This is a genomic window from Alsobacter sp. (assembly GCF_059501845.1).
Genome location: NZ_JCACDK010000012.1, coordinates 55,953 through 75,367 on the forward strand (window position 1 = coordinate 55,953; position 19,415 = coordinate 75,367).

The following is a 19,415-nucleotide window of genomic DNA, read 5'->3' on the forward strand; positions in this document are numbered from 1 at the left end:
CCATGGCCTTTCCCCGCGTCCTCACCTCCGACCAGGCCGCCGCGCTCATCCCGGACGGCGCCGTGGTGACGGTGTCCTCCTCGTCAGGGCTCGGGTGCCCCGACGCGGTGCTCGCCGCCATTGGCCGCCGCTTCGAAGGCGAGGGGCATCCGCGCGGGCTGACCACGCTGCACCCCATCGCGGCCGGGGACATGTGGGGCGTGAAGGGCATCGACCACATCGCCCGTGAAGGCCTGCTCTCCCGCGTGCTGGCCGGCTCCTACCCGTCCGGTCCGTCGTCGTCCGAGCCGCCCGCCATCTGGAAGATGATCACGGGCGATGCCATCCCGGCCTACAACGTCCCCTCCGGCATCCTGTTCGACATGCACCGGGAGGCGGCCGCCAAGCGGCCGGGCGTGCTGACGAAGGTCGGCATGGACACCTTCGCGGACCCCTCCCGCGAAGGCTGCGCGATGAACGCGAAGGCGGCGGCGGACCCGATCGTCAGCCGCGTCACGTTCGCCGGCGACGAGTGGCTGTTCTTCCCCTCCATCGTGCCCGACGTGGCCATCATCCGAGCCACCACGGCCGACGAGCGCGGCAACCTCTCCTACGAACATGAGGGCGGCTATCTCGGCCCGCTCGACCAGGCGCTGGCGGTCCGCAACAATGGCGGCATCGTCATCGCGCAGGTGAAGCGCCTCGCCGAGTCCGGCTCACTGAAGCCGCAGCACGTGCTCGTGCCGGGCGTGCTCGTCGACGTCATCGTCGTCGCGCCCGACCAGATGCAGACGACGCAGACCGTCTACGATCCGGCGATCTCCGGCGAGATCTTTCGTCCGCTCTCCTCCTTCGAGGTCCCGGACTTCGGCATCCAGAAGGTCATTGCGCGGCGGGTGGCACAGGAACTGCGCCGGGGCGACGCCGTCAACATCGGCTTCGGCATTTCGGCGAACGTGCCGCGTATCCTCATCGAGGAAGGCCGGCACGGGGACGTGACCTGGGTCATCGAGCAGGGCGCCGTGGGCGGCGTGCCGCTGCTCGACTTCCAGTTCGGCTGCGCAGCGAATGCCGAGTGCATCGTGCCCTCGCCCTACCAGTTCACCTATTTTCAGGGAGGCGGCTTCGACGCCTCGCTGCTGTCCTTCCTGCAGATCGACAAAGACGGCTGCGTCAACGTCTCCAAACTGGGCGTCCGCCCGCATGTGACGGCGGGCGCAGGCGGCTTTGTCGACATCACGGCCCGGGCGAGGAAGATCGTGTTCTCCGGCTTCTTCTCGGCGGGTGCAGACCTTGCCGTCGAGGGCGGTGCGCTCGCCATCCGGCGCGAGGGCAAGGTGCGCAAGCTGGTGCCGGCCGTGGAGCACGTCTCGTTCTCCGGCAGGCGCGCGGTCGAGCAGGGGCAGGACATCACCTACGTCACCGAGCGATGCGTGCTGAAGCTGACCCGCGACGGCGTTGCCGTGACCGAGATCGCGCCGGGCGTCGACCTCGAGCGTGACGTGCTCGGCCAGGCCGACTTCCCGCTTCTTGTCCCCGCCCCGCCCCGGCGCATGGACGCGGCGCTGTTCCGCCCCGAGCCCATCGGCCTCGATCTCGGGGGACGTGCATGAGCGACGCCTTACACCTCGCCATCGACGGGCCGGTCGCCACCATCACGCTGGCCCGGCCCGAGAAGCTGAACGCGCTGGATGCCGCGATGATCGCGGCACTCGGCGAGTACGCCCAGCGGATCGACGCCGATATCGACGTCCGCGCCGCCATCATCACCGGCGAGGGCAGGGCTTTCTGCGCGGGCGGCGACATTGCCGACTGGGGCGGGCTGCCGCCGCTGGAGATGTGGCGGAGCTGGGTGCGGACCGGCCACCGCGTCTTCGACAGCCTGGCGCGCCTGCGCGTTCCGCTGATCGCTGCCCTCTCGGGTCACGCGCTCGGCGGCGGGCTGGAGCTTGCCGGCACCGCCGACCTCAGGATCGCCGAGCCGCAGGCCAGGCTCGGCATGCCGGAGACCGGCATCGCCATGGTGCCGGGCTGGTCGGGGACGCAGCGTCTGGTGCGCCGCTTCGGCGCCGCGACCGTCCGTCGCCTCGCCTTCACCGGCGAGCTCGTGCAAGCCGAAAGGGCCCTCGCCCTGGGACTTGTCGACGAGCTGGTCGGGCAGGGCGAGGCGCTGGCCCGCGCACGTGAGCTCGCGCTCGCCATCGCCGGCCGCGGTCCGGTGGCCGTCTCCATCACCAAGCAGCTCGTCAATGCGGCCGAAGGGGAGGAGGACGTCTCCGCCACCTTCGAGGCACTGGCCGGCGCACTGGCTGCCTTCACCCAGGATGGGGCCGAAGGCGTCGCAAGCTTCCGGGAGAAGCGCCCCCCGCGCTTCACCAACGCATGAGCGCACGCGCTCTGATCATTTCACCCACCTGCCCGGAGGGGAGGGGGAGAACCGCAGCCGGAGCGTATCCGGCAACGCATGTCCGTTTGGGAGGACACTGATGAAACTCGCGAAACATCTTCTCGCCGGCGCCGCCTTCGTGGCGATGGCCAGCCTCGGCCTCGGCGCCCACGCCCAGACCAAGGAAGTCGAGGTCGTGCACTGGTGGACGTCCGGCGGCGAGGCGGCCGGCCTGGCCGTGCTGCGCAAGGCCGTCGAGGCCCAGGGCGTGACCTGGAAGGACGCACCGATCGCCGGCGGAGGCGGCTCGCAGGCCATGACGGTCCTGCAGGCGCGCATCACCGCCAAGAACCCGCCGACCGCCTCGCAGATGCTGGGCTTCGACATCCAGGATTGGGCCGAGCAGGGCGTGCTCGCCAACCTGAACGACGTCGCGACGAAGGAAGGCTGGGACAAGACCATCCCGGAGGCGCTGCAGCGCTTCTCCAAGTACAAGGGCGAGTGGGTCGCCGCCCCGGTCAACGTGCACTCGACCAACTGGGTGTGGGGCAACAAGGCCGTCCTCGACAAGATCGGCGTCAAGCAGCCGGCCAACTGGGACGAGTTCGTCGCGGCCCTCGACAAGGCCAAGGCGGCCGGCGTGATTCCGCTCGCCCATGGCGGGCAGGCCTGGCAGGACGCCACGATCTTCGACTCGATCATCCTCTCGGTCGGCGGCGCCGACTTCTACAAGAAGTCGATGATCGAGCTCGACCCGGCGGCGCTCAGTGGCCCGCAGATGAAGCAGGCCTTCGAGCGGATGGCCAAGCTGCGCACCTACCTCGACCCGAACTTCTCGGGCCGCGACTGGAACCTCGCTTCGGCCATGGTGATCAAGGGCGACGCCGCCTTCCAGATCATGGGCGACTGGGCCAAGGGCGAGTTCATCGCCGCCGGCAAGAAGCCCGGAACGGACTTCGTCTGCTTCCGCTTCCCCGGCACGCAGGGCATCGTGACCTTCAACGCGGACCAGTTCGCGATGTTCAAGGTCGGCGCCGACCGCCAGGGCGCCCAGGCGACGCTGGCCACGGCCATCGAGTCGCCGGCGTTCCAGTCGGCCTTCAACGTCATCAAGGGCTCTGCCCCGGCGCGCACCGACGTTCCGGATACGGCTTTTGACGATTGCGGAAAGAAGGCCATCAAGGACCTTGCGGAAGCCAACAAGGGTGGCACGCTGCTGGGCTCCATGGCCCACGGCCACGCCGCCCCGGCCGCCGTCAAGAACGCGGTCTACGACGTCGTGACCAAGCACTTCAACGGCCAGCTGACGACCGACCAGGCCGTCGCCGAGCTGCCGAAGGCCGTCGCCGCGGCCAAGTGAGGCCCTGAGGCCACGATCAGGAGCGGGCGCCTCCGGGCGCCCGCTTCCACCGAGGACGTGAGACGGGAGGAGGACGCACAGCCATGACGGTCACCACCATCGACCCCGTCGTCGCGCGCGACACTGGCGGGCTGCGAAGCCGGATGCAGGACTGGGTTCCGCGCCTCGTTCTCGCGCCGTCCTTCGCAATGATCCTGCTGTTCGTCTACGGCTTCATTCTGTGGACGATGTACCTGTCGCTCACCCCGTCGAAGTTCATGCCGGTCATGCAGATCACCGGCTTCGACGCGTACAGCCGCCTCTGGGCGCAACCCAGCTGGTGGGTGGCGCTGCAGAACCTCGCCATCTTCGGCGTCCTCTACATCGGCATCTGCACGGCACTCGGCCTGCTGCTGGCGATCCTGCTGGACCAGAAGATCCGCGGCGAGGGCGTGCTGCGGCCGATCTACCTCTACCCGATGGCGCTGTCCTTCATCGTCACCGGCACGGCCTGGAAGTGGTTCCTCAACCCCGGGCTGGGCCTCGAGAAGACGATGCATGTCTGGGGCTGGACGAGCTTCAAGTTCGACTGGCTGATCTCGACCGACATGGCGATCTACACCATCGTCATCGCCGGCGTCTGGCAGGCCTCCGGCTTCGTCATGGCGATGTTCCTCGCCGGGTTGCGCGGCATCGACGGCGAGATCCTGAAGGCCGCCCAGATCGACGGGGCCAGCACCTTCGCCACCTACCGCCGCATCATCATCCCGCTGCTGCGGCCGATCTTCCTGTCGGCCGTCATCGTCCTCGCGCACATGGCGATCAAGTCCTACGACCTCGTCATCGCGCTGACGGGCGGCGGCCCGGGCAACGCCACCGAGCTGCCGTCGACCTTCATGTATTCCTACACCTTCACCCGCAAGCAGATGGCCGTCGGCTCGGCGAGCGCGGTGATCATGCTGATGACGATCTGCGCGATCATCATCCCCTACCTTTACTCCGAACTGCGGGAGAAGGGCCGATGAGCGCCGCACACGCACCCTCGGCCGGGCCCGCCGGCTCGTCCTGGACGCCGAAGATCGTTATCTACGGGCTGCTGCTGATCTTCGCGGTCTTCTACCTGATGCCGCTCTTCGTGATGCTCGTCACGTCGTTCAAGACGCTGGACGAAATCCGCGACGGCAACATGCTGGCCATGCCGCAGAGCCCGACGGTAGAGCCGTGGATCCAGGCCTGGGGCCAGACCTGCATCGGGCAGGTGTGCGAGGGGATCAAGGGCTACTTCTGGAACTCCATCAAGATGGTGGTTCCGGCGGTGGCGATCTCCACCTTTCTCGGAGCGCTCAACGGATATGTGCTGACGAAGTGGCGCTTTCCCGGCCACAAGCTCGTCTTCGGGATGATGCTGTTTGCCTGCTTCATCCCGTTCCAGACGGTGCTGATCCCGATGGCGGCGATCCTCGGCCAGTTCGGCCTGTCGAACTCGACGGCCGGCCTCGTACTCTGCCACGTCGTCTACGGGCTCGGCTTCACGACGCTGTTCTTCCGCAACTACTACGAGGCCTTCCCGACCGAGCTGATCAAAGCCGCGCAGATCGACGGCGCGAGCTTCTTCCAGATCTTCCGCAGGATTCTCCTGCCTTCCTCGGGGCCGATCATCGTGGTGACGGTGATCTACCAGTTCACCAACATCTGGAACGACTTCCTCTTCGGCGCGACTTTCGCCTACGGCGAGTCCGCGCCGATGACGGTGGCGCTGAACAACCTCGTCTCGTCCTCGACGGGCGTGAAGGAATACAATATTCACATGGCCGCGGCGATGATCGCGGCTCTTCCCACCCTCTTTGTCTACATCGTCGCGGGCCGCTACTTCGTGCGCGGCCTGATGGCGGGCGCCGTGAAAGGATAAGGGCCATGGCCTTCCTGGAAATGATCGGCCTGAAGAAGCGCTTCGGCGCCGTCGAGATCCTCAAGGGCATCAACATCGAGCTCGAGAAGGGCGGCTTCCTCGTCCTCGTCGGCCCGTCGGGCTGCGGCAAGTCCACGCTGCTCAACACGATCGCGGGGCTGGAAACGATCACCGAAGGCGAGATCCGCGTCGAAGGGCAGGCGATCAACGACCTGCACCCGTCCAAGCGGGACATCGCCATGGTGTTCCAGAGCTATGCGCTCTACCCCAACATGACCGTCGGGCAGAACATCGGCTTCGCGCTGGAGATGCGCGGCGTTCCGAAAGCCGAGCGGGACAAGGCCATCGCCGGCGTGTCGAAGACGCTGCAGATCGGGCATCTGCTCGACCGAAAGCCGAGCCAGCTCTCCGGTGGCCAGCGCCAGCGCGTCGCCATGGGTCGCGCTCTGGTGCGCGATCCCAGGATCTTCCTGTTCGACGAGCCGCTGTCGAACCTCGACGCCAAGCTGCGCGTCGACATGCGCACCGAGATCAAGCGGCTGCACCAGCAGACCGCCACCACCATCGTCTACGTCACGCACGACCAGATCGAGGCGATGACGCTCGCCACCAAAATCGCCGTGCTGAAGGATGGCGAGCTGCAGCAGGTCGGCACGCCCGCCGAGATCTACAACCGTCCCTCCAACCTCTTCGTCGCCGACTTCATGGGCTCGCCCGCGATGAACCTCATCGAGGCGACCGTGGCGAGCCACGATGGCCGCTCCGTCCTGTCGCTGGCACGCTCGGGGGAGGGCGACATCCGTCTGCCGGTGCCGTCCAGCGTGGCGGCGCAATCGCTCGGCGAAAGCCGCAAGGTGATCCTCGGCATCCGTCCCGAGGCGATCACCGACCGCGACGGCGCGGACCGCAACTCCAGCGCGGTCGAGATCGTCGAGGCGCATGTGGAGGTCGTCGAGCCCGCGGGCTCGGACACCTTCGTCGTCACCCATATCGGCGGCAAAGAGGTGACGGCGCGCATGCGGGCCGACGCCGACGTGCGGGCCGGCACGCGCATGCCCTTCGCATTCAACCTCGACAAGGCCGTGCTGTTCGACCCCGGCACCGGCCGCCGCCTCTGAGGAAACGATGTCCCGCCCTGTCGCCGTCGTCACCGGCGCGGGCCGGGGCATCGGCCGCGCCATTGCTGTCGCGCTCGCCCGCGACGGGTTCGACCTCGCCCTGCCGCTGCTGTCGACCGGCGACGAGGAGGCATTGTCCGTGCTGGCCGAGGCGGCCGGGCACGGTGTCAGGGTCGAGGCGATGCCCTTCGACCTTGGCGAGGCCGAGGCACACCGGCACACGGCGCGGCTGATCGTCGAGAGCTTCGGCCGTCTCGACGTTCTCGTGAACAACGCCGGCATCGGGCAGCCCGTCCGGGACGATCCGCTCGAGCTCTCGCCGGCGCAGTTCGATACCGTGATGGACGTGAACCTGCGCGGAACGCTGTTCCTGTCCCTGGCCTGCGCACGGGAGATGGTGAGGGGCGGCGAGACCGGCCATCCCCGGGCCATCGTCACCATCACCTCCGTCTCGGCCGAGATGGTGACGCCCGAGCGCCTCGGCTACTGCATTTCCAAGGCCGGACTGTCCATGGCCGTGAAGGGGCTCGCGGCCCGGCTTGCCGAGGAGGGCATCGCGGTCTTCGAAGTCCGCCCCGGCATCATCCGCACGCCCATGACCTCGGCCGTCGCGCCCGCCTATGACCGGCGCATCGCCGACGGCCTCGTCCCCGCCCGACGCTGGGGGGAACCGGACGACGTGGCGGAGATGGTCGCGGCACTGGCCTCCGGCCGGCTCGGCTTTGCCACGGGCAGCGTCATCAATGTCGACGGAGGGCTCGCGATCCCGCGGCTCTGAAAGGCGGTCATGTCCTACGACTACATCATCACGGGCGCAGGCCCGGCCGGATGCGCGCTGGCGGCGCGGCTCACCGAAGATCCCTCCCTGCGCGTGCTGCTGCTGGAGGCCGGTGGGCCCGACAGGCACCCGCTGTTCCACATGCCCGCGGGCTTCGCCAAGATGACCAAGGGCATCGGCAGCTGGGGCTGGTCGACTGTGCCGCAGCGGCACCTCGACAATCGGGTTCTCTGGTACACGCAGGCCAAGGTGCTGGGTGGCGGATCGTCCATCAACGCGCAGGTCTACACGCGTGGCAACGCGCTCGACTACGACGCCTGGGAAAGCGAGGCGGGCTGCGCCGGGTGGTCCTATCGCGACGTGCTGCCCTACTTCCGGCGGGCCGAGGACAACCAGCGATTCGCCGACATCTATCACGGCAGCGGCGGGCCGATCGGCGTCTCGGTGCCCGTGAACCCGCTGCCGATCAGCGAGGCCTTCCTGCGCGCGGCGCAGGAGTACGGGATCCCGTACAACCCAGATTTCAACGGCAGGCGGCAGGAGGGCATCGGCCACTACCAGGTCACCGTCAAGGATGCGCGGCGCTCCTCCGCCGCGACGGGATACCTCAAGCCTGCCCGCAACCGGACGAACCTCACTGTCCGGACCGGCGCGTCCGCCCTGCGGGTGCTCGTGGAGAAGGGCAGGGCAGTTGGTGTCGAGATCGCCACCGACCGGGGGAGGGAAACCCTGCGGGCCGAGCGAGAGGTGCTGGTGACGTCCGGCGCCATCGGCTCGCCGAGGCTGCTGATGCTGTCTGGCATCGGCCCTGCCGAGCATCTCCGGGCGGTGGGCGTCGACGTGGTGCACGACCTGCCCGGCGTCGGATCCAACCTGCAGGACCACCTCGACGTCTACGTCATCTGCGAATGCACGGGCGACCACACCTATGACAGCTACGCCCGGCTGGACCGGACGGTGCTGGCGGGGTTGCAGTACCTCACCACCCGCAAGGGTCCTGTCGCATCCACCCTCTTCGAGACAGGCGGCTTCTGGTTCGCCGACCGCTCGGCCCGCTCGCCCGACATCCAGTTTCATCTCGGGCTCGGCTCGGGGATCGAAGCGGGCGTCGCCAAGCTGAAGAACGCCGGCGTGACGCTGAACACGGCGTTCCTCCGCCCGAGATCGCGCGGCACCGTGCGCCTCGCCTCGGCCGATCCCGCCGCCATGCCCCTCATCGATCCCAATTACTGGGACGACCCTTATGACCGCGCCATGTCCCTGGAAGGCCTTCGCATGGCCCGCGAGGTCATGCGGCAGCACGCGCTAAAGCCTTTCGTCCTGGCAGAGCGTCAGCCGGGCCCAGACCTCGTCTCCGAGGACGACCTCGCCGCCTACGTGTTCCGGAGCTGCAAGACCGACCACCATCCCTCGGGCACGTGCCGCATGGGGAACGGCCCGGAGGCCGTGGTCGGCACCGACCTCCGGGTGCACGGCCTGGAAGGACTGCGCGTCTGTGACAGCTCCATCATGCCGCTGCTGATCTCGTCCAACACGAACGCGCCCACCCTGATGATCGGCGAAAAGGCGGCCGACATCGTGCGCGGCCGCGAGCCGCTCCGGGAGACGTCGAACGACCTGTAGGGCTCCCCCGGGCGAGCCAGTCCGCTCTGGTCAGGGCTGCGTGGCGGCCACGGCCACGGGAGCGGGATCGTCGCGCAGGGTCAGCCAGACGTTGGGGTTCTCCGGCGACTGGCGCTTGATGAAACCATAGCCGGTGCTGCGCCAGGGTTTGATGCGCGACGTCAGATTGTCGAGCACGAAGTCGCCCCGGTTCGTCACCACCGTGAGCACGGCGTGACCACCGCCCTGCGGATCGCGAACCACGGTCATCAGAAGCGCACCGGTCGGCATTCCGGCCGCGACCAGTTCGTGCCGCTTCTCCAGCGCGAGGTCCTCGCAATCACCCTTGCCGTCGAACGGCAGGTCCCAGCTTTCCTCGATGCCCCAGTGGTCGAAGTCCTTCACCTGCTGGATGGTCTCGTTCACCTGCCCGTTGACCTTTCGCAGAAGCTCCCAGGCAGCGGCGTCAAGCACGATGCGGGCGGGGTCACCCTTTTTGCACTCGGCCGGCCGATCGGGACAGAACTGCCGCCATCCGCGCGGCGCGTCTGTGGATCCCGCGGTTTCCGCGGGGGAGGACAGCGGGATGCGCAATCCCGCCGAGGCACCCGTGGCCAAGGCCGTAAGCCCTGCGAGAAGAACGGCGACGACAACGAGCCTGGTCACGCGATGGTTCCCGGAAATCCTGCAAGGCACAGGCTTCCAAGCACGAGGCGTGCCGGCAATAGGGTATTTCACTGACAGGGACGCGTTGTCGCGCCCTGTTGCGGCGAAGACGACGCTTCCGGTGATGTTTTTTGGCGGGAGCTTGACCGATGCGAAGGCCGGAGGCCTCAGACGCTAGACCGTCACCTGTGTACCGACTTCCACGACGCGTCCGGTCGGGATCTGGAAGAAGTCCGTCGCGTCGCTGGCATTTCTCGCGAGCGCGATGAACAGCTTGTCCTGCCACAGCGGCATGCCCGACTGGGCGGCCGGCTTGATGGATCGCCGCGACACGAAGAACGACGTCGACATGATGTCGAAGGTCCATCCGAGCTTGCGTGCGATGGCGAGCCCACGTGGCACGTTGGGGCTTTCCATGTAGCCGAACTTGATCTTCACCCGCGAGAAATGGTCGCTGACGGGCGTGATCGTCACGCGCTCGTCCTCCGGTACCCGCGGCGTGTCGGCCGTCGAGACGGTCAGGATCACGTTCTTCTCGTGCAGGATCTTGTTGTGCTTCAGATTGTGGAGAAGCGCGGTGGGGGCGTAGTCCGGGTCGCTCGTCAGGAACACGGCCGTGCCCTGCACGCGATGCGGCGGCTTCTTCTCGAGATTGCGCACCAGCATGTCGAGCGGCACCTCCGAGCGCCGCGTCTTCTCGGAGAGAATGCGGGTACCGCGCCTCCACGTGACCATCAGCAGGATGAGGAACGACGCGAAGGCCAGGGGCGCCCATGCGCCGTCGAACAGCTTGAGCAGATTCGAGGTGAAGAACGTCGCGTCGATGAGCAGGAATGGCAGAACCAGTGCGGCGGCTGCCCACGGGTTCCACTTCCAGAGGCGCCAGATCACCAGGAAGGCCAGTGTCGCGTCCACCACCATCGTCGTCGTCACGGCGATGCCGTAGGCCGAGGCCAGCGCCCCGGAGGAGCGGAACAGCAGCACCAGAATCAGCACGCCGATCAGCAGCAGGGAGTTGATCCGCGGGATGTAGATCTGCCCGGAGTGCGTCTCAGACGTGAAGCGGATGTCGATGCGCGGCAGCAGGCCGAGTTGCACCGCCTGCCGTGTCAGGGAGAAGGCGCCGGTGATCACTGCCTGGCTGGCGATGACGGTGGCCGCAGTCGCCATCGCTACGACGGGGATCAGCGCCCAGTCGGGATAAAGCTGGAAGAACGGGTTTGTCACCACGTTGGGGTGGGCGAGCACCAGTGCGCCCTGGCCGAAGTAATTGATGACGAGCGCCGGCAGGACGAATCCGAGCCAGGCGATCTGGATGGGCTTTCGGCCGAAATGACCGAGGTCCGCGTAGAGCGCCTCGCCGCCCGTGACGGCCAGGAAGACGGCCCCCAGCGTGACGAGGCCAATCAGCTTGTGGGTTAGAAGGAAGGCGAGCCCATGGCTGGGATCGAGCGCCAGCATCACGCCCGGATCATCCGAGACGTGCATCAGTCCGCCGACGGCGAGCAGCAGGAACCACACCGCCATCACCGGTCCGAAGAACGTCGCCACCCGTGCCGTGCCGCGGCTCTGGACCGCGAAGAGCAGCACCAGGATCGCGATCGTGACCGGGATCACGTACTCCTCGAAAGCCGGCGTGATGAGTTTCAGGCCTTCAACCGCCGAGAGCACGGAAATGGCGGGCGTGATCACCGAGTCGCCATAGAACATGGCGGCACCGATGATGCCGAGCATCACCACCGAGCCACGGCCTTTCGCAAGGCCGCGCTGGGCGAGCGCCATCAGCGACAGCGTCCCGCCTTCGCCATTGTTGTCGGCGCGAAGCAGGATGATGACGTATTTGATGGTGACGACGAGGACGAGTGACCAGACGATCAGCGACAGCACGCCGAGAACGGTCTCGCGCGGCACGTTGACCACGTGGCCTGGTTCCGCGTGGTGAGCACCGGCAGCGGCCAGCAGTGCCTCGCGAAACGCGTAGAGCGGGCTGGTGCCGATATCGCCGTAGACGACCCCGATACTGCCCAGCGTCAGAGCGAAGAGCTTGTCGGCGTGACCATGCCCATCATGCCCGGCGGTCGCCGGAGCGGCGGGATGTGCCTCGTTCCGGGGTGCTTTTGCCTCCGCAACCTTGTCTGTGCTGTCGTGAGTGTTGCCGCTGGTCGCCATGATGGCCTTAACTCTGGACCCGGCCGACCGGGCGCGGGCGGCTTATATCACCGCTTTGCATCAATTCCATCCGCAGTGCAGCGGCCAACTGGCTCACGGCGCGGAAGATCCAGAGGAGGTCAGCTGGCCTCGCCTCACTTCCTGTGCGACGGCCATGATGACGGGCTCGGGCAGGCTGGCGGTTACCGCAAAGCCGGTTCCGTTCCGCACCCACCATGCGGTGAGGAGTGACCCGCTGCGCCGGACCGCAAGCTCGGTGTCGGCCTGCGCGGGGGCGCGCGATACGACAATGGAGAGCTTCGCGTTCGCCGGGGTTCGGTACAGCACCACCGCGCTGGCTCCGTCCGGCCCCGAGACGAGGCGACCTCCGAGCAGCGTGAACCCGGACCCGGAGAGATCAGGTAATTCCACCGCTGCCCCGAGACGACGGGCGAACCAGGCCTCGAGCACCGCGGCGTCGGCGGCTCCGAGTTCGACGGGACGCACCTCATCTGCCGCGAAGACCGTGTGGGCCGACACGGCTTCGTCCACCATACCGGGGATGCTCCTCTGGCTGGATGTCGGCGGCGAGGATTGCCCCAGGACGAGCCAGGCAGCGCCGGCGCCGAGGGTGACTCCGAGCACGAGGGATGCGGCCGCCACGATCGCCAGGCCGGAGGGGCGGCCCATGCGCTCGACGGCGACGCGGCGGTCGAGCCATGCCACTGCGAGGCGCCGGGGCAGCGGCTCCTCGAGCGTCGGGTCGAACAGGTCACGCAAGGCGCGGTTCTGCGCCACCCAGGCGGATACGGCCGCCATGTCGGCGGCGTGATGGGCGAGGTGGAGAGCCATCGCCTCGGTCTTGTCGGGCGGCAGCTGGCCGTCGGCATAGGCGTGAAGATCGGACTGGTCGACGGTACGGCCGCCCGTCACTTCACGATCCGCAGGTAGGAGGCGCCGGAGGTGACCTGAACGCCCTCGACCAGCTCGCGCATTTGGCCGCGGGCCCGGGCGAGGCGGGTCATGACGATGCTGACCGGGACGCCCAGCACCTCGGCGCAATCCAGGTACGACAGGCGCTCAAGCACCACGAGCACGATCACCTCCCGGTATTCGGCGGAGAGCCGCGGAAGCGCACCCACCGCCCCGGGCGGTGGTGGCGCGGCGGGGACCGCCTGTTCGCCGGCGCGCCGCCCCGGCGTGCGCCGGCGATTTCGGTCCGCAGTGAGAAGGTGAGTCAGAAGCCGGAGACGAAGCGAGCCGGGCGCGGCGGTGCCGTCGTCGCGCAGGGCCCTCAGGAGCGCCTCCTGCACGAGGTCGTCCGCGGCCTCGCGGTCGGGCGCGAGTGCGCGCGCCGCGCGCCTGAGCCTCGGTATCTCCTGTTCAAGCGATCCGCGAAACTCGGACATCGTTTTCCGCAGGGGCGGCCGATGGAAGTTGGAGTGCCACTCTAGGCTGTTTCGGCCGCCGGAGGAACCCGGAAAGGCGTGTGGAGGCGAGGCGAGACGACGCTTTCGCTGGCAACCGCCTTCGGCTATTCATGCGCCACGCGGGCCCGGGGGCCGCATGAATCGTTCAGGAGCGCAGATGCCAGACCCCACAACCCCGGTATCGTCGCTGCTGGCGGGCAAGCGCGGGCTCGTCATGGGCGTGGCCAACAACAGGTCGATCGCCTGGGGTATCGCCCGCGCGCTTCACCAGCATGGAGCGGAGCTGGCCTTCACCTTCCAGGGCGAGGCGCTGGAGAAGCGCGTGCGCCCGCTCGCCGCCGAACTCGGCGCCGCCGTGCTGGGCCATTGCGACGTGACGGACCCTTCCACGGTCGACGCCGTCTTCGAGGAAGCACGCAAGCTCTGGGGCAAGCTCGACTTCGTCGCCCATTGCATCGCCTTCTCGGATAAGGACGAGCTGACGGGACGCTATGTCGATACGTCCGAGGCGAACTTCACGAAGTCGCTTCTGATCTCCTGCTACTCCTTCACGGCCGTCGCGCAGCGCGCGGAAAAGCTTATGACGGAGGGCGGCTCCATGATCACGCTCACCTACTACGGCGCCGAAAAGTGGATGCCCCACTACAACGTCATGGGTGTCGCCAAGGCTGCCCTCGAAGCGTCGGTGCGCTACCTCGCGGCCGATCTCGGCCCGCAGAACATCCGCGTCAACGCCATCTCGGCCGGTCCTATCAAGACCCTGGCGGCCTCGGGAATCGGTGACTTCCGCTACATCCTGAAGTGGAACGAGTACAACGCACCGCTGCGGCGTACCGTGACGATCGAGGAAGTGGGCGACGCCGCCGTCTATCTCTGCTCGGACCTCGGGCGCGGGACGACCGGCGAGGTCATGCACGTCGACGCCGGCTACCACGTCGTGGGCATGAAGAACCCGGAAGCTCCGGACCTCACGCTCGACAAGGCCTGAGCGCATGGCGGAGCGGCCGCGCTTCTACTTCGTCCGGCACGGCGAAACCGACTGGAACGTCGAGGGCCGCCTGCAGGGACAGCGCGACATTCCCATCAACGCCAACGGACGCGGCCAGGCGGCCGAGGCCGGTCTCAAGCTCGCCAAGGCGGGCGCCGACCCGCACGGGCTGCCATGGTTCGTGAGTCCGCTCGGGCGGACCCGGGAGACGGCCGAGATCGCCCGGGAGGCGGCAGGCCTGCCGCGCGAGGGCTACGCCCTCGACCCGCGCCTCGTCGAGATCTCCTTCGGCGCCTGGGAAGGCAAGACCTGGAAGGAGGTCCGCCGCACGGAGGCCGAGCTCGCCCGCGGCCGCGAGCGCGACAAGTGGCGCTTCGTTCCGCCCGAGGGCGAGAGCTATGCCGGCCTGGCAGAACGCATGCGGCCATGGCTGGACTCGCTCACCGAGGAATGCATCGTGGTGTCGCACGGCGGCGTGGCCCGCGTGCTGATGTACCTCGTTTGCGGTCTTTCGAGCACTGAGGCTCCGAATGCCGAGATCTGGCAGGGCCGCGTCATCGTGTTCGACAAGGGCAAGGCCCGCTGGGTCTGAGACCCGCTGCACTGTTTGACCGGTAACGCCCTTTGCCCGTAAGACCCGGGCGTTTCCGGCGGATCCACTCATGTCCCACAACACGTTCGGCCACCTCTTTCGTGTGACGACCTTCGGCGAAAGCCACGGGCCGGCGCTGGGCTGCGTCGTCGATGGCTGCCCGCCGCTTGTTCCGCTGACCGCGGCGGATATCCAGGCCGAACTCGACAGGCGAAAGCCCGGCCAGTCACGCTTCACCACGCAGCGGCGCGAGCCGGACGAGGTCAGGATTCTCTCGGGCGTGTTCCAGGACGAGGCGGGCCGGCAGGTGACGACCGGCACGCCGATCGGACTGATGATCGAGAACGTCGACCAGCGCTCGAAGGACTACGGAGACATCAAGGCCAGTTACCGGCCGGGACACGCCGACTTCACCTATGACGCGAAGTACGGCATCCGGGATTACCGCGGGGGAGGGCGTTCCTCCGCCCGCGAGACCGCCGCGCGCGTCGCTGCCGGTGCAGTCGCCCGCCGGATCATGCCGGGTGTCACGATCCGGGGGGCGCTTGTTCAGATCGGGCCGCACGGGATCGACAGGTCGCGGTGGGACTGGGACGAGGTAGGCCGCAACCCGTTCTTCTGCCCCGACTTCAAGGCCGCCGACGAATGGGCGGGATACCTTGACGCCATCCGCAAGGACGGATCTTCCGTCGGCGCGGTCATCGAGGTCGTCGCCGAGGGCGTGCCCGCAGGCTGGGGCGCACCGATCTACGGCAAGCTCGACTCTGATCTGGCGGCCGCGATGATGAGCATCAACGCGGTGAAGGGCGTGGAGATCGGCGAGGGCTTCGCCTCGGCCGCGCTGCGTGGCGAGGACAACGCCGACGAGATGCGGGCCGGCAATGCGGGGCCCGTGTTCCTGTCCAACCATGCCGGCGGTATTCTGGGCGGCATCTCGACGGGCCAGCCGGTGGTGGTGCGTTTCGCGGTGAAGCCGACGTCCTCGATCCTGACGCCGCGCCTCAGCATCGACAGCACCGGGCAGGAGATCGAGGTTTCTACCAAGGGACGCCATGATCCCTGCGTCGGCATTCGGGCCGTGCCGGTCGGCGAGGCGATGATGGCCTGCGTTCTCGCCGATCATCTTCTCCGCCACCGCGGACAGACCGGGCGCGATCCACTCGACGCCTGAAAAAGACCTTTAAGCACAGCTGAAAATCTGCGCTTGCGGCTGTGCCCGCGAATTTCAGTTTTACTGAAATTCAGAATGGCATAGCCTTTCACCATGAGGCTCGCGGACTGGCTGCGCTCGAACAGAATTTCCCGGACCGATTTCGCCCGGCGGATCGGGCTGTCGAACGCCGCGGTCACGCAGCTGTGCAACCACCAGGCCGCCTGGATGTCGCGTGAGACCGCTGCGACGATCATGCGCGAGACCGGTGGCGCAGTGACCCCCAACGACTTTCTCGACGCTGCCGCGCGAAAGGACGCTGCCATGTCCCATTCCGTCAACGAAGCCATCGAGGCTTTCCGCCGCGGGGAGATCGTCATCGTCACCGATGACGACGATCGCGAAAACGAAGGCGACCTCGTCTGTGCGGCATCGCTCTGCACGCCGGAGAAGATGGCCTTCATTATCCGGAACACCTGCGGCATCGTCTGCACCCCGCTGACCGGGGCTGAGGCGCGCCGGCTCAACTTGCAGCCGATGGTCGCGGCCAACGACGCGCCTCTCGGCACGGCCTTCACGGTTACGGTCGACGTGCGGCACGGGTTGACCACGGGCATCTCGGCCGAACAGCGCTCCAACACGGTGCGGGCGCTCGCCAACGGCAATATGGGGGCAGCCGATTTCGTCCGGCCGGGACACGTCTTTCCCCTGATCGCCAAGGACGGCGGCGTGCTCATGCGCTCGGGTCACACGGAGGCGGCCGTCGATCTCTGCAAGATGGCGGGACTTCCGGCGGTGGGCGTCATCTGCGAGCTCGCCAATGACGACGGGACCGTCATGCGGGGCGACCAGATCACGGCCTTTGCCACGACCCACAATCTCAGGCGGATCTCCGTGGCGGACCTGATCGCCTACCGTCAGGCGCGCGAGAAGCTGGTCGAGCGCGTGGCGACGTTCCCCGTTCGGACCGAATTCGGTGAGCTCACCGGCTACGCCTACGTCACGCCCTTCGACACAGTGCAGCATTTCGCCTTCGTGCTCGGTGGCGTCGGCGATGGGCGCGAGGTGCCGACGCGTCTGCACCGCGCCCATGTGGTGGAAGACGTCTTCGGCGGCGGGCGATCCATCCAGAGCGCGCTGGCGCGCTGCCGGGAGGCCGGGCGCGGGGTGATCGTCTATCTCCGGGACGGGACGGCGGGCGTCCCGTTGCAACCGGTGGACCGTGGCTCGTCCGCCGAAGCGCAGCGCCAGCAGCTCTGGCGCGAGGTGGGGCTGGGGGCGCAGATCCTGCGGGACCTCGGCGTCAGCTCGATCGTGAACCTGTCCTCGTCTCAGCGTTCCTATGTCGGCCTCGGGGGCTTCGGCATCGAGATCGCGCGAAGCGAGCCGCTGGAACGCTAGGACCGGCTGTCAGCCTTGGCGAGGGCGCAGCGGGGCAGGGTGGCTCAGGCGCCCTTCATCAGCGTCACGACATGGGCCGCGACGGAGCGGCTCAGGCCCTCGAGGTCGTAGCCCCCCTCCAGCAGCGAGACGACCCGGCCGCCACAGCTCTTGTCAGCGATGTCCATCAGCTGCGCGGTGGCCCATGCGAAGTCGGCCTCCACGAGATTGATGTTGGCGAGCGGGTCTCGCACATGGGCGTCGAAGCCCGCCGAGATGATGACGAGATCGGGCCGGTGCGCCTCGAGGCGGGGCAGGATACTGACTTCGAACGCCTCGCGGAATTCAGGGCCGCCGTCGCCGGCCCTGAGGGGGACATTGACGATGTTTCCGTGCTCGCCGGTCTCGCCGGGAGCGCCCGTGCCGGGATAGAGCGGCATCTCGTGCGTCGAGCAGTACATGACGCTGGGATCGGACCAGAAGATGTCCTGCGTCCCGTTGCCGTGGTGGACGTCCCAGTCGACGATGGCGACGCGCTCGGCTCCGTGGACCTTCTGTGCATGTCGGGCCGCAACCGCCGCGTTGTTGAAGAAGCAGAATCCCATCGCCTTCATGCGCTCGGCATGGTGACCCGGCGGCCGGGCGCCGACGAACGCGTTGGACACCTTGCCCTGCATCACCTCGTCGACGGCCAGGATGGCCGCTCCGGCACCGCGCAGGGCCGCCTCCAGGGTGCCGGGCGACATGGAGGTGTCGGCATCGATCTGGAGGATGCCCTCGGACGGCGACGCCTCGAAGATATCGCGGACATACTCCTCCGGGTGGCAGAGCATCAGGCTCTCTTCGGTTGCAACCGGCGCCAACTCGCGCGCGAGGACCTGGAAGCGCTCATGTTCGAGACTGCGCTCCACCACGCGCATGCGGTCAGGCCGTTCCGGATGCCCCGCCGGCGTCAAGTGCCTGACGTAGCAGGGATGCGAGATGTAGAGGGTTGTCACGGCGTTCCCCCGGCTTTGGTCCATACTCTTCCCAAGCAGCGGGTCCGTCCACCGTCCAATAATGGTACGATATTGTTGACCCGGATCATGGCGCTGCGGCAACGCGCGCGTGCAACCAAACCAGTTTGCACAATCTTTTGTTGACGAGACGCATCCAAGGCCAGCAATGAGGAGTTGGGCCGCCATAAGGCGGAGGCTGGACGGGATAATCAGATGACGTTTCTCAGAGGCGCTTTGTTGGCGGTTGTTGCCGTGGTTCTGGCGAGCTGCAAGTACGAAGCTATGCCTGAGCCGCAGCTGAGCTCCAAGGACGCTGAACTCGTCGCCATGGTTCCCAATGTCGATCCAGGCAGCGTCTTCGAGCGCTGGCGTGTCGACTATCAGACGAATGAGCCGCCCGGCACGATCATCGTCGACACCAAGGCCCGCCTTCTCTACCTCGTGGAGCCCGGCGGCAAGGCCCTGCGCTATGGCGTGGCGGTCGGTGACGAGGCCTATGGCTGGTCGGGAACCGCCCGGATTGCGCGCAAGGCGGAGTGGCCGGACTGGAATCCCCCCGCGGAAATGGTGAAGCGCTGGCCGCACGTCCACCCGATGAAAGGTGGCCCGGAGAACCCGATGGGTGCCCGTGCGCTCTACCTCTTCGACGGCAGCAAGGACACGCTCTACCGCATCCACGGCACCAACGAGCCTGAGTCGATCGGCCGTCAGGCCTCCTCGGGCTGCATCAGGATGCGCAACATCGACGTGATCGACCTCTACAACCGGGTCCCTGTGGAAACCAAGGTCGTCGTCATTTGAAGGGCAGGGCGGTCGCGCGCGGCCGCCGCCATCTCCTGACGGAAGCGGCGCCCGGCGGGGCCCACCCCCGGCCCCGGGGGGGGGTTAGGGGGTGGAACCGGTGGGGGGGGGCGGGCGGGGGGCGGGGGGGGGGGGCCGGGAGGGCCGGGGG

18 protein-coding genes are annotated in these 19,415 nt (G+C 67.6%); 13 read left to right on the forward strand and 5 right to left on the reverse strand.

The genetic code is table 11. The features are described from left to right. The first annotated feature begins 2 nt into the window (after window positions 1-2). The 8 genes from AC5JCN_RS10605 to AC5JCN_RS10640 all read left to right on the forward strand — a co-directional run bounded on the left by AC5JCN_RS10605 (window position 3) and on the right by AC5JCN_RS10640 (window position 9,132). Window positions 3-1,592: an acyl CoA:acetate/3-ketoacid CoA transferase gene (locus AC5JCN_RS10605; protein WP_495755019.1), complete on the forward strand. Its 1,590-nt coding sequence runs from the start codon at window positions 3-5 to the stop codon at window positions 1,590-1,592. Further along, window positions 1,589-2,365, forward strand: coding sequence for an enoyl-CoA hydratase/isomerase family protein (locus AC5JCN_RS10610; protein ID WP_495755020.1), 777 nt, complete (start codon window positions 1,589-1,591; stop codon window positions 2,363-2,365). The genes AC5JCN_RS10605 and AC5JCN_RS10610 overlap by 4 nt, the downstream gene beginning before the upstream one ends. Window positions 2,366-2,510: 145 nt before the next feature. Beyond that, window positions 2,511-3,725 carry an ABC transporter substrate-binding protein gene (locus AC5JCN_RS10615; RefSeq protein ID WP_495755039.1) on the forward strand — a complete coding sequence of 405 codons (1,215 nt, stop codon included), beginning with the start codon at window positions 2,511-2,513 and terminating at the stop codon, window positions 3,723-3,725. A gap of 83 nt (window positions 3,726-3,808) precedes the next feature. Continuing rightward, complete coding sequence (locus AC5JCN_RS10620) at window positions 3,809-4,729, forward strand: carbohydrate ABC transporter permease (protein WP_495755021.1); 921 nt, start codon at window positions 3,809-3,811, stop codon at window positions 4,727-4,729. Next, window positions 4,726-5,613, forward strand: a complete 888-nt coding sequence (locus AC5JCN_RS10625; protein ID WP_495755022.1) for a carbohydrate ABC transporter permease — start codon at window positions 4,726-4,728, stop codon at window positions 5,611-5,613. Before AC5JCN_RS10620 ends, AC5JCN_RS10625 begins: the two co-directional genes overlap by 4 nt. 5 nt (window positions 5,614-5,618) lie before the next feature. Beyond that, window positions 5,619-6,731, forward strand: coding sequence for an ABC transporter ATP-binding protein (locus AC5JCN_RS10630; protein ID WP_495755023.1), 1,113 nt, complete (start codon window positions 5,619-5,621; stop codon window positions 6,729-6,731). A 7-nt stretch (window positions 6,732-6,738) separates the two neighbouring features. Then, a complete protein-coding gene (locus AC5JCN_RS10635; protein WP_495755024.1) occupies window positions 6,739-7,509 on the forward strand; it encodes a 3-ketoacyl-ACP reductase in 771 nt (256 codons plus the stop codon). Between the two features lie 9 nt (window positions 7,510-7,518). Further along, window positions 7,519-9,132, forward strand: coding sequence for a GMC family oxidoreductase (locus AC5JCN_RS10640; RefSeq protein WP_495755025.1), 1,614 nt, complete (start codon window positions 7,519-7,521; stop codon window positions 9,130-9,132). A 30-nt stretch (window positions 9,133-9,162) separates the two neighbouring features. Here AC5JCN_RS10640 and AC5JCN_RS10645 read toward each other — a convergent pair whose 3' ends face one another. The 4 genes from AC5JCN_RS10645 to AC5JCN_RS10660 all read right to left on the reverse strand — a co-directional run bounded on the left by AC5JCN_RS10645 (window position 9,163) and on the right by AC5JCN_RS10660 (window position 13,334). Further along, window positions 9,163-9,777, reverse strand: a complete 615-nt coding sequence (locus AC5JCN_RS10645) for a transglutaminase-like cysteine peptidase (RefSeq protein ID WP_495755026.1) — start codon at window positions 9,775-9,777, stop codon at window positions 9,163-9,165. 174 nt (window positions 9,778-9,951) lie between these two features. After that, the gene (locus AC5JCN_RS10650) at window positions 9,952-11,946 is read right to left on the reverse strand and encodes a potassium transporter Kup (RefSeq protein WP_495755027.1); all 1,995 of its coding nucleotides are present in this window, start codon (window positions 11,944-11,946) and stop codon (window positions 9,952-9,954) included. Between the two features lie 93 nt (window positions 11,947-12,039). After that, window positions 12,040-12,858, reverse strand: coding sequence for an anti-sigma factor family protein (locus AC5JCN_RS10655; protein WP_495755028.1), 819 nt, complete (start codon window positions 12,856-12,858; stop codon window positions 12,040-12,042). After that, window positions 12,855-13,334: an RNA polymerase sigma factor gene (locus AC5JCN_RS10660; protein WP_495755029.1), complete on the reverse strand. Its 480-nt coding sequence runs from the start codon at window positions 13,332-13,334 to the stop codon at window positions 12,855-12,857. Before AC5JCN_RS10660 ends, AC5JCN_RS10655 begins: the two co-directional genes overlap by 4 nt. 178 nt (window positions 13,335-13,512) lie before the next feature. Between AC5JCN_RS10660 and fabI the strand changes: the two genes are divergently transcribed. The 4 genes from fabI to ribB all read left to right on the forward strand — a co-directional run bounded on the left by fabI (window position 13,513) and on the right by ribB (window position 17,486). Then, the gene (gene fabI, locus AC5JCN_RS10665) at window positions 13,513-14,343 is read left to right on the forward strand and encodes an enoyl-ACP reductase FabI (RefSeq protein ID WP_495755030.1); all 831 of its coding nucleotides are present in this window, start codon (window positions 13,513-13,515) and stop codon (window positions 14,341-14,343) included. Window positions 14,344-14,347: 4 nt separating this feature from the next. Continuing rightward, entirely contained in the window at window positions 14,348-14,935 is a 588-nt protein-coding gene (locus AC5JCN_RS10670; RefSeq protein ID WP_495755031.1) for a histidine phosphatase family protein, read from the forward strand. A 70-nt stretch (window positions 14,936-15,005) separates the two neighbouring features. Next, a complete protein-coding gene (aroC, locus tag AC5JCN_RS10675; protein WP_495755032.1) occupies window positions 15,006-16,106 on the forward strand; it encodes a chorismate synthase in 1,101 nt (366 codons plus the stop codon). A 93-nt stretch (window positions 16,107-16,199) separates the two neighbouring features. Next, the gene (gene ribB, locus AC5JCN_RS10680; RefSeq protein WP_495755033.1) at window positions 16,200-17,486 is read left to right on the forward strand and encodes a 3,4-dihydroxy-2-butanone-4-phosphate synthase; all 1,287 of its coding nucleotides are present in this window, start codon (window positions 16,200-16,202) and stop codon (window positions 17,484-17,486) included. Between the two features lie 44 nt (window positions 17,487-17,530). On the opposite strand, the gene AC5JCN_RS10685 is transcribed toward ribB, so the two are convergent. Next, complete coding sequence (locus tag AC5JCN_RS10685) at window positions 17,531-18,463, reverse strand: histone deacetylase family protein (protein WP_495755034.1); 933 nt, start codon at window positions 18,461-18,463, stop codon at window positions 17,531-17,533. A 213-nt stretch (window positions 18,464-18,676) separates the two neighbouring features. Between AC5JCN_RS10685 and AC5JCN_RS10690 the strand changes: the two genes are divergently transcribed. Further along, window positions 18,677-19,264: a L,D-transpeptidase gene (locus AC5JCN_RS10690; protein WP_495755035.1), complete on the forward strand. Its 588-nt coding sequence runs from the start codon at window positions 18,677-18,679 to the stop codon at window positions 19,262-19,264. Window positions 19,265-19,415: the final 151 nt, after the last annotated feature.

Bases quoted from the DNA above. Each gene is read 5' to 3' on its own strand.
- AC5JCN_RS10670 (WP_495755031.1), top strand. From the start codon at position 14,348: ATGGCGGAGCGGCCGCGCTTCTACTTCGTCCGGCACGGCGAAACCGAC.
- AC5JCN_RS10650 (WP_495755027.1), bottom strand. From the start codon at position 11,946: ATGGCGACCAGCGGCAACACTCACGACAGCACAGACAAGGTTGCGGAG.
- AC5JCN_RS10610 (WP_495755020.1), top strand. From the start codon at position 1,589: ATGAGCGACGCCTTACACCTCGCCATCGACGGGCCGGTCGCCACCATC.
- AC5JCN_RS10630 (WP_495755023.1), top strand. From the start codon at position 5,619: ATGGCCTTCCTGGAAATGATCGGCCTGAAGAAGCGCTTCGGCGCCGTC.
- AC5JCN_RS10605 (WP_495755019.1), top strand. From the start codon at position 3: ATGGCCTTTCCCCGCGTCCTCACCTCCGACCAGGCCGCCGCGCTCATC.
- AC5JCN_RS10615 (WP_495755039.1), top strand. From the start codon at position 2,511: ATGGCCAGCCTCGGCCTCGGCGCCCACGCCCAGACCAAGGAAGTCGAG.
- AC5JCN_RS10620 (WP_495755021.1), top strand. From the start codon at position 3,809: ATGACGGTCACCACCATCGACCCCGTCGTCGCGCGCGACACTGGCGGG.
- ribB (WP_495755033.1), top strand. From the start codon at position 16,200: ATGAGGCTCGCGGACTGGCTGCGCTCGAACAGAATTTCCCGGACCGAT.
- AC5JCN_RS10640 (WP_495755025.1), top strand. From the start codon at position 7,519: ATGTCCTACGACTACATCATCACGGGCGCAGGCCCGGCCGGATGCGCG.
- AC5JCN_RS10625 (WP_495755022.1), top strand. From the start codon at position 4,726: ATGAGCGCCGCACACGCACCCTCGGCCGGGCCCGCCGGCTCGTCCTGG.
- fabI (WP_495755030.1), top strand. From the start codon at position 13,513: ATGCCAGACCCCACAACCCCGGTATCGTCGCTGCTGGCGGGCAAGCGC.
- AC5JCN_RS10635 (WP_495755024.1), top strand. From the start codon at position 6,739: ATGTCCCGCCCTGTCGCCGTCGTCACCGGCGCGGGCCGGGGCATCGGC.
- aroC (WP_495755032.1), top strand. From the start codon at position 15,006: ATGTCCCACAACACGTTCGGCCACCTCTTTCGTGTGACGACCTTCGGC.
- AC5JCN_RS10690 (WP_495755035.1), top strand. From the start codon at position 18,677: ATGACGTTTCTCAGAGGCGCTTTGTTGGCGGTTGTTGCCGTGGTTCTG.
- AC5JCN_RS10660 (WP_495755029.1), bottom strand. From the start codon at position 13,334: ATGTCCGAGTTTCGCGGATCGCTTGAACAGGAGATACCGAGGCTCAGG.